Annotated in this window: 11 protein-coding genes; 7 read left to right on the forward strand and 4 right to left on the reverse strand. The window is 69.7% G+C overall.

The window, feature by feature from the left end:
- Window positions 1-22 precede the first annotated feature (22 nt).
- Genes hpaB through ACH4DZ_RS43045 form a run of 6 tightly spaced genes read left to right on the forward strand, consistent with a single transcriptional unit; the run spans window position 23 to window position 7312 of the window.
- Window positions 23-1474, forward strand: a complete 1452-nt coding sequence (hpaB, locus tag ACH4DZ_RS43020; protein WP_398295028.1) for a 4-hydroxyphenylacetate 3-monooxygenase, oxygenase component — start codon at window positions 23-25, stop codon at window positions 1472-1474.
- A complete protein-coding gene (locus ACH4DZ_RS43025; RefSeq protein ID WP_398295030.1) occupies window positions 1474-2907 on the forward strand; it encodes a fumarylacetoacetate hydrolase family protein in 1434 nt (477 codons plus the stop codon). Before hpaB ends, ACH4DZ_RS43025 begins: the two co-directional genes overlap by 1 nt.
- Window positions 2904-3836 carry a 4-hydroxy-tetrahydrodipicolinate synthase gene (gene dapA, locus ACH4DZ_RS43030; protein WP_398295032.1) on the forward strand — a complete coding sequence of 311 codons (933 nt, stop codon included), beginning with the start codon at window positions 2904-2906 and terminating at the stop codon, window positions 3834-3836. The genes ACH4DZ_RS43025 and dapA overlap by 4 nt, the downstream gene beginning before the upstream one ends.
- Entirely contained in the window at window positions 3833-5314 is a 1482-nt protein-coding gene (hpaE, locus tag ACH4DZ_RS43035) for a 5-carboxymethyl-2-hydroxymuconate semialdehyde dehydrogenase (RefSeq protein ID WP_398295034.1), read from the forward strand. The genes dapA and hpaE overlap by 4 nt, the downstream gene beginning before the upstream one ends.
- A complete protein-coding gene (gene hpaD, locus ACH4DZ_RS43040) occupies window positions 5311-6324 on the forward strand; it encodes a 3,4-dihydroxyphenylacetate 2,3-dioxygenase (protein ID WP_398295036.1) in 1014 nt (337 codons plus the stop codon). The genes hpaE and hpaD overlap by 4 nt, the downstream gene beginning before the upstream one ends.
- 34 nt (window positions 6325-6358) lie before the next feature.
- A complete protein-coding gene (locus ACH4DZ_RS43045) occupies window positions 6359-7312 on the forward strand; it encodes a helix-turn-helix domain-containing protein (protein ID WP_398295038.1) in 954 nt (317 codons plus the stop codon).
- A 54-nt stretch (window positions 7313-7366) separates the two neighbouring features.
- Here the strand turns inward: ACH4DZ_RS43045 and ACH4DZ_RS43050 are convergent, their stop codons facing one another.
- Window positions 7367-8626 carry an acyl-CoA dehydrogenase family protein gene (locus ACH4DZ_RS43050; protein WP_398295040.1) on the reverse strand — a complete coding sequence of 420 codons (1260 nt, stop codon included), beginning with the start codon at window positions 8624-8626 and terminating at the stop codon, window positions 7367-7369.
- 355 nt (window positions 8627-8981) lie between these two features.
- Here ACH4DZ_RS43050 and ACH4DZ_RS43055 point away from each other — a divergent pair, with 355 nt between their 5' ends.
- Window positions 8982-10418 carry an aldehyde dehydrogenase family protein gene (locus ACH4DZ_RS43055; protein WP_398295041.1) on the forward strand — a complete coding sequence of 479 codons (1437 nt, stop codon included), beginning with the start codon at window positions 8982-8984 and terminating at the stop codon, window positions 10416-10418.
- A 505-nt stretch (window positions 10419-10923) separates the two neighbouring features.
- On the opposite strand, the gene ACH4DZ_RS43060 is transcribed toward ACH4DZ_RS43055, so the two are convergent.
- The 3 genes from ACH4DZ_RS43060 to ACH4DZ_RS43070 form a co-directional block, all read right to left on the reverse strand.
- Window positions 10924-11310, reverse strand: a complete 387-nt coding sequence (locus ACH4DZ_RS43060) for a nuclear transport factor 2 family protein (RefSeq protein ID WP_398295043.1) — start codon at window positions 11308-11310, stop codon at window positions 10924-10926.
- A gap of 7 nt (window positions 11311-11317) precedes the next feature.
- Window positions 11318-11782 carry a cupin domain-containing protein gene (locus ACH4DZ_RS43065; RefSeq protein ID WP_398295045.1) on the reverse strand — a complete coding sequence of 155 codons (465 nt, stop codon included), beginning with the start codon at window positions 11780-11782 and terminating at the stop codon, window positions 11318-11320.
- A 20-nt stretch (window positions 11783-11802) separates the two neighbouring features.
- Window positions 11803-13284 (reverse strand): flavin-containing monooxygenase (locus tag ACH4DZ_RS43070; protein ID WP_398295046.1); only part of this gene is annotated, 1482 nt, incomplete at its 5' end.

The following is a 13284-nucleotide window of genomic DNA, read 5'->3' on the forward strand; positions in this document are numbered from 1 at the left end:
CCCCTGATTCAGGAGCACCTCCATGGCCGCACGCACCGGCAAGGAATACCTCGAACGACTCGCCGCCTCCCGTCCCACCGTCCATATCGAGGGCGAGACCGTCAACGGCGCGATCCAGGACCATCCGGCCTTCCGCAACGTCGTACGCACCTACGCCGAGCTGTACGACCTCCAGCACTCCGCGGAACACAAGGACGTCCTGACCTACACCTCCCCCACCTCCGGCGAACCGGTCGCCACCTCCTTCCTCACCCCCACGACCCCGGACGACCTGACCAAGCGACGCCAGGCGTACAAGGTGTGGGCCGACCACAGCAACGGCATGCTCGGCCGTACCGGCGACTACATGAACAGCTCCCTGATGGCACTCGCCTCGGCCGCCGACTGGTTCGCCCAGGCGAACCCGGCCTTCGGCGAGAACATCCGCCGCTACTACGAGAAGGTCCGCGAAGAGGACCTCCTGTGCACGCACACACTGATCCCTCCGCAGGTCAACCGGTCCGTGGACGGCACCCAGCAGGCCGGGGGCAAGCTGGCGGCGCGGATCGTGAAGGAGGACGACAACGGCATCGTCGTCCACGGCGCGCGCATGCTCGCCACCATCGCGCCGTTCGCCGACGAGATGCTCGTCCTGCCCTCCACCGTGCTGCGCGCCACGCCCGAGGACAGGCCGTACTCGTACGCTTTCGCCGTCCCCAACGACACTCCCGGCCTGCGCTACATCGCCCGTGAGTCCCTCGACCACGACCGCGCCCGCCACGACCACCCGCTCGCCTCCCGCTTCGAGGAGTCCGACTGCGTGGTCGTCTTCGACAACGTCCACGTGCCCTACGAGCGGTGCTTCGCCCTCGGCGACCCCGACCTGTGCAACGGCTTCTACACACGGACGTCGTCCGTGGTGCACATGACCCACCAGGTCGTCACCCGCACCACCGCGAAGACCGAGTACATCCTCGGTCTGGTGTCCCTGCTGACCGAGGCGATCGGCATCGAGCAGTTCACGCACGTGCAGGAGGACATCGCGGAGATCATCAGCACCCTGGAGATGCTCCGTGCCTTCCTGCGCGCCGCCGAGGCCGACGCCACGCTCAACGAGTACGGCGTCCTCACCCCGGCCTTCGCCCCGCTCAACGCCGCCCGCAACCTCTACCCCAAGCTCTACCAGCGCTTCCCGCAGATCCTGCGCAAGCTCGGCGCCTCCGGTCTCATGGCCACCCCGACCGAGCTGGACGTCACCGGCCCGGCGGCCGCGGACATCGAGGCGTATCTCCAGTCCGCGACCCTGACCGGCCCCGAGCGCGTGAAGCTGTTCCGGCTGGTGTGGGACACCTGCATCTCGGCGTTCGCCAGCCGCCAGGCGCTGTACGAGTACTACTTCTTCGGTGATCCGGTGCGCATGGCCGGCGCGTACGTGAAGTCCTACGACCGCGAGCCCCACAAGGCCAAGGTGCGGGCGTTCCTGGAGCGTTCCTGATGACGCATCCGCTCGGGAACCCGCCGTCGAAGATCATCGCTGTGCACCTCAACTACCCCAGCCGGGCCCGGGAACGCGGCCAAGTACCCGCCCAGCCGTCGTACTTCCTCAAGCCGCCGTCCTCGCTGGCCGGCACGAAGGAGGCGATCGTGCGGCCGGCAGGCTGCGAACTCCTGGGCTTCGAGGGCGAGATCGCGCTCGTCATCGGCTCGCGGGCGCGGCACGTGGCACCGGAGGACGCCTGGTCGTACGTCCGCTGGATCACCGCGGCCAACGACGCCGGCGTGTACGACCTGCGCCATGCCGACCGGGGGTCCAACCTGCGCTCCAAGGGCGCCGACGGATTCACGCCGATCGGTCCGCGCCTGCTGGACGCGCGCCAGGTCGACCCGGCCGGGCTGCGGCTGCGGACCTGGGTGAACGGCGGCCTGGTCCAGGACGACACCACCGACACCCTGCTGTTCCCCTTCGGGCAGCTGGTCGCCGACCTGTCGCGGCTGGTCACCCTGGAACCGGGGGACGTCATCCTCACCGGCACGCCGGCCGGTGCCTCGGTCGTCCGGCCCGGGGATCTCGTCGAGGTGGAGGTCACCGCGGGTGAGCTGTCCACCGGACGGCTGCGCAACCCCATCTCCGAGGGCGGCCCTCTCGCGCCGTACGGGGCGATGCCCAGGGCCGATCCGGCGGACCGGGAGGCCGCCTACGGGGCCGCCCACGAGCCGGAGCCGTTGCTCGCTCCGCGGCTGGCGGACGGACTGCGCTCGGTCGCCGTGGCGACGCTGAGCGCCCAGCTGCGCTCACGCGGCCTGCCGCACATGTCGGTCGACGGCGTACGGCCGGTGGGCCAGGCCGGCGTGACGATGGTGGGTGTCGCCCACACCCTGCGCTATCTGCCGCTGCGCGAGGACCTGTTCGAGAAGTACGGCACCGGCCTGAACGCCCAGAAGCGAGCGGTCGAGCAGGTGCGTCCCGGACACGTCCTGGTCATGGACGCGCGTCGGGACCCGACCGCGGGCACCCTCGGCGACATCCTGGCGCTGCGCGCGCACCGCCGGGGCGCCGCCGGGGTCGTCACCGACGGCGCAGTCCGTGACAGCTCCACCCTGGCCGGCCTCTCTCTGCCCGTCTACGCGGCCGGCGCCCACCCCTCCGTCCTCGGCCGGCGCCATGTCCCCTGGGACACGGGTGTGCCGATCGCCTGCGGCGGAGCCCTCGTCCAGCCCGGTGACCTGATCGTCGGAGACGCGGACGGCGTGGTCGTCGTTCCGCCCGATCTCGCCGACGACCTGATCGCCGACTGCCGGGAGCAGGAGCGGCAGGAGCGCTTCATCACCGAGCGGGTGGCGTCGGGCGAGAGCGTCGATGGTCTGTATCCGCTGGGCCCCGCCTGGAGGACCGCCTACGGCACCTGGTGCAAGGGAGAGACACAGTGAAGTTTCGCAGCGACCCGTCGTCCGTCCACGGGTCCATCGCCCCGCTCATCACACCGTTCACCGCGGCCGGCGCCGTCGATCACGACAGCCTGCGCGGCCTGATCCGCTTCCAGATCGACTCCGGCTCGCACGGAATCTCGCTCGGCGGCTCGACCGGCGAACCCAGCGCGCAGAGCACCACCGAGCGGATCGCGGCCATGCGCACGGCCACCGAGGAGATCGCCGACCGGGTGCCGTTCCTGCCCGGCACCGGCTCCCACAAGCTCGACGAGACCATCGAAATGACCACCGCCGCCCGCGAGTTGGGTGCGGACGCGGCACTCGTCATCACCCCGTACTACGCGCGCCCCACCCAGGAGGCGCTGTACCAGTGGTACGCGACGGTGGCCCGAGAGGTTCCGGACCTGCCGATCGTCGCCTACAACGTGCCCTCACGCACGGCCGTCGACCTCGCGCCGGAGACGGTGAAGCGGCTGTTCACCGACCTCGACAACTTCGTCGGGGTCAAGGAGACGACGAAAGACTTCGAGCACTTCTCACGCGTCCTGCACGCCTGCGGCCGCTCACTGCTGGTGTGGTCCGGCATCGAGCTGCTCTGCCTGCCGCTGCTGGCGCTCGGCGGCACCGGATTCGTGTCGGCCGTCGCCAACCTCGCGCCGCACGCGGTGGCGCGGATGTACGAGCTGTGGGAGGCGGGCGACTTCGAGGCCGCCCGTGACCTGCACTACCGCCTGCACCCACTGGTCGACGCGCTGTTCGTCGAGACCAACCCGGCACCGGTGAAGTGGGTGCTCGCCCGACAGGGCCGTATCGTCTCGGAGTTCGTACGACCGCCGCTGGTGCCGCCGACCGACGCCGGTGTGGCGCGCATCCGGGCACTGCTCGCCGAGGGCGGCGACCTCACCGCACAGATCGGAAGCGACAAGTGACCCCCGAACGCCTTCCCTCTCTCATCCGGCACTGGATCGGCGGCGAACTCGTCGAGGCAGACGACGGCCGCACCTTCGACGTGTTCGACCCGGTCTCCAACACCGCCTACGCCGTGGCCGCGCGCGGTTCCGCGACCGACGTCGACCGGGCGGTGGCCGCGGCGCGCGGCGCGGCCCACGAGTGGGCGGGCCTGTCCGGCCGGGCCCGCGCGACCATCCTCAACCGCGTCGCCGACGCCGTCGAGGCGCGGCACGAGGATCTCGCCGCCTTCGAGACGTACGACACCGGGCTGCCGATCACCCAGGCCAGGGGCCAGGCCCGGCGCGCGGCGGAGAACTTCCGCTATTTCGCGGACGTCGCCGTCGCGCTCGGCGAGGAGGCGTTCCGGCAGGGCGCAGAGCAGTTCTCCTACGTCGTGCGGCAGCCGGTCGGCGTGGCCGGACTGATCACTCCGTGGAACACACCGTTCATGCTGGAGAGCTGGAAGCTGGCGCCGGCGCTGGCCTCCGGCTGCACGCTGGTCCTCAAACCCGCGGAGTGGACTCCCCTGTCCGCGTCGCTGTGGCCGGAGATCTTCGCCGAGGCCGGGGTCCCGGCCGGTGCCGTGAACATCGTGCACGGCATCGGCGCCGAGGCCGGACAGGCGCTCGTCGACCACCCGGACGTACCGCTGATCTCCTTCACCGGCTCCACCGATACGGGCCGTCACATCGTCCGTTCCAGCGCGCAGCACCTCAAGACCACGTCGATGGAGCTGGGTGGCAAGTCGCCGGTCGTCGTCTTCGCCGACGCCGATATCGAAGCCGCGCTGGATTCGGTCGTGTTCGGGGTGTTCTCGCTCAACGGCGAGCGCTGCACCGCCGGTTCTCGCGTGCTCGTCGAGCGGCCGCTGTACGAGGAGTTCACCCGCCGCCTCGCCCAGCGGGCCGCCGACGTCCGGGTCGGCCCGCCGTCCGAAGCGGCGACCGAGGTGGGCGCGCTGGTTCATACCGAGCACTACCGGCGCGTGCTCAACTACATCGAGACCGGCAGGAAGGAAGCCCGGCTGATGGCCGGCGGCGAGCGGCCGGCGCACCTGCCCGACGGCAACTACCTCCAGCCGACCGTCTTCGCCGACGTCGAGCGGGACGCCCGCATCTTCCAGGAGGAGATCTTCGGGCCGGTCGTCGCCGTCGCGCCCTTCGACGACGAGGCCGAGGCGATCGAGCTGGCCAACGCCACCCAGTTCGGCCTCGCCGCCTACATCTGGACCTCCAGCATCCAGCGCGGCCACCGCGTCGCGCATGCCGTCGAGTCCGGCATGGTCTGGATCAACTCCCACAACGTCCGTGATCTGCGCACCCCCTTCGGCGGCGTCAAGGCCTCCGGCATCGGCCGCGAGGGCGGAGCGCACAGCATCGACTTCTACACCGAATCAAAGATCGTTCACGTCGCCCTCAGTGATGTCCACACGCCCCGCTTCGGAGCCGCCCGATGACCACGCACCCTCATCCCGACGCCCCCGACGTCATTCGTTCCGCCTACGCACAGCTCGCCGTCACCGACCTCGGCGCCGCCCGCTGGTTCTGGGTCGACATGCTCGGTTTCCACGTCCAGCACGAAGACTCCGACGTCCTCCACCTGCGCGGCACCGATGAGCTGACCCACCACTCCCTTGTCCTGCGCAGGGGCGAGCGCGCGGCCCTTGACCACCTCGCCTACCGCGTCCGCACCCCCGACGACGTCGACAAGGCGGAGAAGTACTTCCGCGGTCTCGGACGCCCGGTCAAGCGACTGAAGAAGGGGCAGGGCACGTACGGCGTCGGCGACGCCGTACGCGTCGTCGACCCGCTCGGCTTCCCGGTGGAGTTCTTCCACGAGATCGAGCGCGCCGAGCGGCTCATCCAGCGCTACGACCTCCGCCACGGCGCCGAGATCGCCCGCCTGGACCACTTCAACATCTGCACCCCCGACATCCCGGCCGCCTACGCCCACTACCGTTCCCTCGGCTTCGGCTGCTCGGAGACCATCGAGGGCGACGAGCACGAGCTGTACGCGGCCTGGATGTTCCGCAAGCAGACCGTCCACGACGTGGCCTTCACCGGTGGCGCCGGGCCACGCCTGCACCACCTGGGTGTGGCCACCCACGAGTCGCACCAGGTCCTGCGCGCAGCCGACATCTTCGGCTCGCTGCACAAGGAGCACCACATCGAGCGCGGACCCGGCCGGCACGGCGTTTCCAACGCCTTCTACCTGTACCTGCGCGACCCCGACGGACACCGCGTGGAGATCTACACCTCCGATTACTACACCGGAGACCCCGACCACGAGACGTACCGCTGGAACGTCAGGGACGACCGGCGCCGTGACTTCTGGGGCAACGCCGTGATCGAATCCTGGTACAAGGAGGCCACGCCGGTCGGCGGCCTCGACGGACGGCCGCAGCCCGTCTCCGAAAGCGTGCTGGACGAATCGGCCGTGCGGATCGGCGCGGACGGCCTCGGCTGAGCCGACCGGGACCGGAACCACAGGGGAGAGCGCCATGCTGTCGGTGACGACACCGCGGGACGAGACCGAGGCCGGCCGCTTCGAGTTCTGGCGGGAGACCGTCCGCCACGGCTTCGTGCCGCTGGAGGCCCTGCCCGGCAGGGCCTCCGACTTCCACGCGAGCCTGCACACCTCGCACGTCGGTGCGCTCCAGGTGTCCGTGGTGGCCGCCGGTCCGCACAGCGTCGCCCACACCCTGCGGCACATCGCGGGCGATCAGCCCGACTTCGTCAAGGTCAGCCTGCAACTGACGGGTCACTGCCGACTGGCCCAGGCGGACCGCCGGACCGTCCTGGGCCCGGGTGACCTGGCCCTCTACGACACGCGCCACCCCTACACGCTCGACTTCGACGCGGCCTACCGCATGCTCGTACTGATGTTCCCGCGTGCCCTGCTACGGATGACGGAGCACGACCTGGCGCGGGTGAACGCCACGTCCCTCGCCTGCCACGAAGGACTCGGACCGGTGGTCCAGCCCTTCCTGCGCGGTCTCGCCGAACAGGTACAGGAGCTGGAGCGGCCGGGCGCGCAGCGGCTCGCCGACAGCGCGGTCGACCTGATCGGTGTGCTGCTCACCCAGCACGGCCACACCTACGGCCCGGACGACGACGGGCGTGACGCGCTGCGGCAGCGCATCTTCCTCTACATGGAGCAGCGGCTCGCCGATCCCGCGCTGGGGCCGGACCGGATCGCCGCGGCCCACCACATCTCGCGCCGCTACCTGTACAAGGTGCTCGGCGATCAGGGGCACACCGTCTCCGGCTGGATCCGCGAGCGACGCCTGGCGCAGTGCCGCCGTGACCTCGCCGACCCCGCACTGGCCCACCTGCCCGTCGCCACCATCGGCGGCCGCTGGGGCATGCCCGACCCCGCGCACTTCTCTCACGCCTTCAAGGCCAGGTACGGAGTCAGTCCCCGTGAGGCCCGGGGCGGTACGCCGGACGCATAGTCCCCCGCCGCCGGGCCCGGACGCACCGAGGCCCGCGCACCCGCACCTCGCGGGTCATTCCCCGGGCGCGCGCTCCTCGGCGGCTGCCAGCGGGTCGTAGCCGTCCTGCGCGAACAGCCGTTGCAGCTGCGGTCGGCGCACACCGACGTTGCCGCCGTCGAACAGCGGGTAGGCGAGGACGTCCTGGAGGAGCCCGGCCAGCGGACGGGCCGTGGTGTATGCCTCGGCGCCGACCGCGCGCATCCCGTCGTACACCACTTGGACGGCGGTCTCGGAGGCGAATACCTTGGTGGCGAGGGAGAGCTCGGTGCCTCGGCCGCTCGTGGTGTCGAAGTAGTCGCAGGCCTTCCAGGTCAGGTAGCGGCACGCCTCCAGGCGGGCCTTCATGTCGGCCAGGAGGGTGCCCACGTTCTGGTGCTCGATGACGGGAACGGTGCCGCCGCGCCGCTCGGTGCGGGCGAAGTCGAGGACCGACTCGAAGGCCGAGCGCATGATGCCGACCGAGAAGGCGCCCACCAGACCGGCGGTCGCGCTGAACGCGGCCTCCAGGATGCCGATGCCGTCGCCGGGCCTGCCGAGGAGGTCTGCGGCGGGGACGCGTACCTCGTCGAAGCGGACGCGCGACACCAGTGCGCCACGGTGGCCGATGGTCTCCATCGAGTTCAGGACGGTCAGGCCCCGCTCCGGGCGGCGTACCAGGAAGACGGCGAGGGATTCCTGTGGCGGTGCGTCCAGGTCGGTGCGGGCTGCGACTGTGAACAGGTCGGCGCCCTGGCCGTCCCAGCCGGAGGCGTGCGGAATGAATTGCTTCTCGCCGCTGATCACCCACGTGTCGCCGTCCCGGCGTGCCACCGTGCCGATCCCGGTGCCGGGGTGGGCGGACTGGAAGTTCGCGGAGCCGCCCGGTTCGCTGAAGGCGAGTGCGGCCAGCGGCTCACCGTCGTCGGTGACGAACGGCGGCAGCAGCCGCTGCTGCTGCTCGGGGCTACCGAACATGAGCAGCGGCATCAGCCCGAGGCCGGTGGAGAACAGCGACAGCGGCACGTCCGCATCGACCGCCCACAGTTCCTCAGCCACCAGTGCCAGGTCCAGCAGCGTGGTCATCGTGCCGCCGAAGGCCGGCGGAATCTGCTTGCGCAGCAGTCCGGCGCGGACGAGTTCGCGGTAGACCGGCCGGGTCGCGGCGAACCGTTCCTCGGGCGTGTGGAGCCCCGCCATCGTCTCCCGGACCCCGCCGAGCACCTCCCCGGCGACCTTCCGCGCATGACGCTGTAGCTCCCGTTGCTCAGGACTGAGGGTGAAATCGATGGCCATCGTCACTGCCTTCCTCAAAGCGGGTGAATCGGCTGGGTGCGGACATTGTGCTGCGCGAAGGGTGTGCGGTGGTTGTCTGCCGAGGCACCGGCGCTTGTCGCAGTGTGCACACATCTGGTGGCGCCGTCACCTCGGACGACACCTCGGACGACGGCTCCGCCGGCCACCTGCCGGGCCACCCGCGCGGCGCCAGTCGTGCTCGCCTACGCAAGACGTCGTGCATGACGGGACAAGCCGCGCCGGCCAGCCTGGGCGAGGCTCCCTCCAGGACACGCAAGTGCCGAGGACAGCCACCTGGCGACGGAAAGCGCTGCGCCGACTCCGTCCCGGACGTCCCGACCTGAGGAGCACAGTGATGGGCCAGACCCTTTTCATCGGCGGCACCTGGAAACCGGCCGCGTCGGGCGCCGATTTCGCCACCATCGACCCGGCGACCGGCGAGCCCCACGCCCGCTGTGCCGACGCCGGACGGGCGGACGCCGACGACGCGGTCGCTGCCGCCCGTTCGGCTCTCACCGACCCCGCCTGGGCCGGGCTCGCGCCCGCCGAGCGGGCCCGCATCCTGTGGCGCGTGGGTGATCTGATCGACGAACACGCCGAGGAACTGGCCCAGTTGGAGACCCTCGATCAGGGCCAACCGATCGGTGTTTCGCGGACGGTGAGCGTCAGGGGCGCGGCTGAGCACTTCCGCTACTACGCGGGCTGGGTCACCAAGCTCTACGGCGAGACAGCGCCTGTGTCCTTCCCGAACGTGCTCCAGTACACGCGGCGGGAGCCGGTCGGAGTATGCGCGCTCATCACCCCCTGGAACTTCCCCCTGCTGATCGCCAGTTGGAAGCTCGCACCCGCGCTGGCCTGCGGCAACACGGTCATCGTCAAGCCGGCCGAACAGACTCCGATGACGACGATCCGGCTCGTGCAGTTGTGCCAAGAGGCCGGCGTCCCGGCCGGTGTCGTGAACCTGCTGACCGGAGGTCCGGAGGCGGGTCGCGCACTGGTCGAGCACCCGGACGTCGACAAGGTCTCCTTCACCGGTTCCACGGAGACAGGCAGGGGGATCGTGCGCGCCGCGGCGGGGAACCTCAAGCGGGTCTCGCTGGAACTGGGTGGCAAGGCGCCGAGCATTGTGCTGCCCGACGCCGACCTCGACGCGGCCGTTGCGGGCTGTCTGCAGGGCTCGCTGCTCAACAGTGGCCAGGTGTGCGCCGCGTACACCCGCTTCCTCGTGCACCACTCGATCGCCGACGAGTTCGCCGAACGCTGCGCCAGGGCCGCCCACCAGATGCGGCTCGGGCCGGGCGGCGCTCCGGAGACGGAGCTCGGACCGCTGGTGACCTCCGACCACCTCGCACATGTCGAAGCCCTCGTCCGCAGCGGCGTCGAGGAAGGCGCCACGCTCGTCACGGGCGGCACCCGTGACAAGGATCTGCCCGGTTACTTCTTCCGGCCCACCGTCTTCACCGGGGTGCGGGACGACATGCGTATCGCCCGTGAGGAGATCTTCGGCCCTGTGCTGTCCGTCCTGTCCTACGAGGACGAGGCCGAGGCCGTCGCCCGTGCCAACGACACCGCGTACGGTCTCGCCGCCGCCGTCTGGACCCGCGACGTAGCCGCCGCCCACCGGGTCGCCGGTGCCCTCCGGGCCGGAACGGTCTTCATCAACATGCCCAACCCGGTGGACGCCTCCGCTCCCTGGGGCGGCTACGGCGCAAGTGGCTGGGGGCGTGAGATGGGCAGCGGCGCCATCGACCTGTACAGCGAGATCAAGAGCGTCTGGACCTCGCTGGTATAGCCACAGCCGGTAGAGCCGGCAACGTGTGACACGGAGACCGCCCCGGCCTCGTAGGACCGGGTCCAGGTCTTTCTTTTCGCCGAGCTGAACGCGGTCATTCGGGCGCCGGAACAGCCGCCATTGCGCGAACGGTTGCCACTGCGACATACAGCGGAGCTGACAAGACGCTTACCCACGTGGGGCCGGTCAGCGGCTACCTGGTCGTGGTCAGCGCCGATGTCACCGGGAATTGCACCGTGGGCGTCGACCTTCCCTCATGCGGTGGGTGTACGGCATCAGGTGATTCTCGGGAACACAGGAAGGCTCGTCACGGTATCTCCGTGACGAGCCTTCCAAAAAGCGCCTCCACCCATCGGCGGGCCAGGCGCTCATGTTGATGCCTTCCTCCATTGTGGGCGGTGGGTCAGCGGATGCGGAACCTGAGAAGTGGTCGAGTACGGACCGTGGCCTGGACGTCCGCTTCCACGCGGCCCTCGCCGGGCCCTGGCCCAGCGGGCCGTCGCGCTCAGGGAAAGGCGGGTGTGACGTCCATGTGGACCCGGTAGTCGCGGACCAGGTCCCCTTCCATCCAGATCACGGTCACACACGGCAGGACGAGGGCCGTGCCGTCGGGGGCGGCGGTCCAGATCGTGAATCGACAGAACAACTGGTTTTCCCCCTCCGCCACTTGGTCGACGACGTGCCGTACCCATGGAAGGGCGTCCGCGACCTCGGCGGTCGCCGCCACGACGGCGTCCCGGCCGACCAGCGTCTCGTTGTTGGCGAACGTGTAGGTCGCGTCCTCGGCGAACCAGGAGCCGAACGACTCCGCCTCGCCCGCGTCGACGGCGGCGCACATGGCGTGCACCATGCGCACCCGGTCCGAGGCCGCGTCGTGGATCTCGGTGGTCATCGGCCGCTCACTTCCTCAGTGACAGGCCGTGGCGTTCCATCACCTGGGCGACCAGGCGCATGTCCCTGGGGCCGGGAGGCAGCTCGCTGAGCTCCTGGTAGTACTTCTCCAGACCCGGCGGCGAGACCACGGCGACGATGCGGGCCTCCTCCGCGAAGGGATTGTGGAACATGTGCGGCACGCCCCGCGGCATGAGCAGCGAGTCGCCCTGGTCGAGAACGTACTCCTCGCCGTCCAGCTCGATCGCGACCCGTCCCTGGGCACAGATGAACAGTTCGTCCTCACGACTGTGGATGTGCGTCGGCGGTCCTCCGAGAAGGGGAGGAACCACGTATTCGAACAGCGAATAGGCCCCCTGGGTGTCAGCTCCGGTCAACCGGGTGAAGATGCCCAGCCCGATCGCGCCGACGTCGGTTCCTTCACCGGAGCGGACGGCGTGGTGTTTCCGCTCGAACGGTGTGTTCGTGTCCATGGAGACTCCTCTTCGCGTTCTCAACGGGGTGCCTGAATGTGAGCCGGCGTCCCGTCTTCGTGACTGTCCGTCGTGGGCGGTCCTTCGGCCCGCAACGGGGCTGTGTGTGCGGAGAGACGCTTCAGCAGTTCCGGCGTGACTCCTCGGTATGCGGCGGGGTTCACCGGATTCAGCCAGTGCACGGCCCGGGTGAACCGACCGATCTGAAGGCCCAGGTCGGCCAGTACCTCATCGGCGTGATGCATCGAGAAAGGAATGATCTTGGTCCCCCGGCAGTGGTGCATGTCGGTCGCCTCGTCCATGAAGGCGATCTGCGCGATGACGTCGGCGCGTCTGGCCGAAGTCATGGGGAGGTCCAGAGCGCCCGCGAGATCGGCGGCGATCCACACTGCTGCCAGTTCGGCGTTGAGAGGGCTGAAGAGCGACGAGTTGTAGCCGTTGAAGTAGAGGCCGGGCACGTCGATCGGCTGGATCTGCCGGTACAGCATGAAGGTGCCGCGCTCGTCGAAGATCCGCTCCTGCACCGCCTCGTCGAGGAAGGGGACGCCCTGGGTGAAACCTGTCGCGCAGACGATCAGGTCGGCCGGTAGGACGGTGCCGTCACTCAGACCGGCTACCGGTCGTCCGTCAGCTGCCCCCAGCCAGGCGATGGTCGTGTCCCGCCGCACTCGGATCGCACCGTCGGCGACCGCTTCGAAGAAGCCCTCTGTGACCAGGCCGATCGCTCCCTTGACGATCTCCTCCATACTTCCCTGGGGAACCAGGCCGTGCCGGGAGAGACGGTGCTGGCGCACCGCAACCCTCCCCAGGGCGTTCAGCAGTCCCCGTCGCAGTCTGTCGCCCGGGCCGTGCAGGAACTTCTCGACGCCTCGCAGCCGGCGATAGCGGAACAGTGCTTCTCCCATCCGGGTCAGCAGCAGCATCTTGAAGTTGAGAAGGCCGGCGATCCGGCGGGGTATCTTCCAGAGCAGTTGGCGGGCGATGACATCGGTGGAACGGGCCACGCGGCTGATGGGCACGGTGACGTCACACGCCGACTTCCCGTAGCCCACGACCAGAGCGTGCCGGTCGCGAGCGGCTTCCTCGTCGTGGAAGTCCGAGCCCGCGATCACCTGTCCGCCGGCGGCTTCGAAGTCCTCGCGCCCCGGGAAGGCGGGGATCGACGGTTCACAGAACACCCCGTTCGCCACCACCACCCGGTCGTAGTGGGCCGTCGTGCCGGGCACGTCTTCGGCCTCTTCACCGGCCGGACAGGTGGTTACCGTCCATCCGGGTCCCGACGGCGCCACCGACACGACGGAGGTTCCCAGCCGAAGGTGCGGAACGAGCCCGAACTCATCGGCGTAGGACTGCACATACTGCTGTACCTGCGCACCTGTGGGCCACTCCGGGTAGTCCTTCGGCATAGGAAAGTCGGAGAACTCGTACTGGGTCTTGGGGCTCTGCGTGGTGACGCCGGGATAACGACGAGAACGGCTCCACACACCGCCGACGTCGGGTGT

Source organism: Streptomyces sp. NPDC017991 (assembly GCF_044328075.1).
Classification (GTDB): Bacteria; Actinomycetota; Actinomycetes; order Streptomycetales; family Streptomycetaceae; genus Streptomyces.

Bases quoted from the DNA above. Each gene is read 5' to 3' on its own strand.
- hpaB (WP_398295028.1), top strand. From the start codon at position 23: ATGGCCGCACGCACCGGCAAGGAATACCTCGAACGACTCGCCGCCTCC.
- ACH4DZ_RS43025 (WP_398295030.1), top strand. From the start codon at position 1,474: ATGACGCATCCGCTCGGGAACCCGCCGTCGAAGATCATCGCTGTGCAC.
- hpaD (WP_398295036.1), top strand. From the start codon at position 5,311: ATGACCACGCACCCTCATCCCGACGCCCCCGACGTCATTCGTTCCGCC.
- ACH4DZ_RS43045 (WP_398295038.1), top strand. From the start codon at position 6,359: ATGCTGTCGGTGACGACACCGCGGGACGAGACCGAGGCCGGCCGCTTC.
- ACH4DZ_RS43050 (WP_398295040.1), bottom strand. From the start codon at position 8,626: ATGGCCATCGATTTCACCCTCAGTCCTGAGCAACGGGAGCTACAGCGT.
- ACH4DZ_RS43055 (WP_398295041.1), top strand. From the start codon at position 8,982: ATGGGCCAGACCCTTTTCATCGGCGGCACCTGGAAACCGGCCGCGTCG.
- ACH4DZ_RS43060 (WP_398295043.1), bottom strand. From the start codon at position 11,310: ATGACCACCGAGATCCACGACGCGGCCTCGGACCGGGTGCGCATGGTG.
- ACH4DZ_RS43065 (WP_398295045.1), bottom strand. From the start codon at position 11,782: ATGGACACGAACACACCGTTCGAGCGGAAACACCACGCCGTCCGCTCC.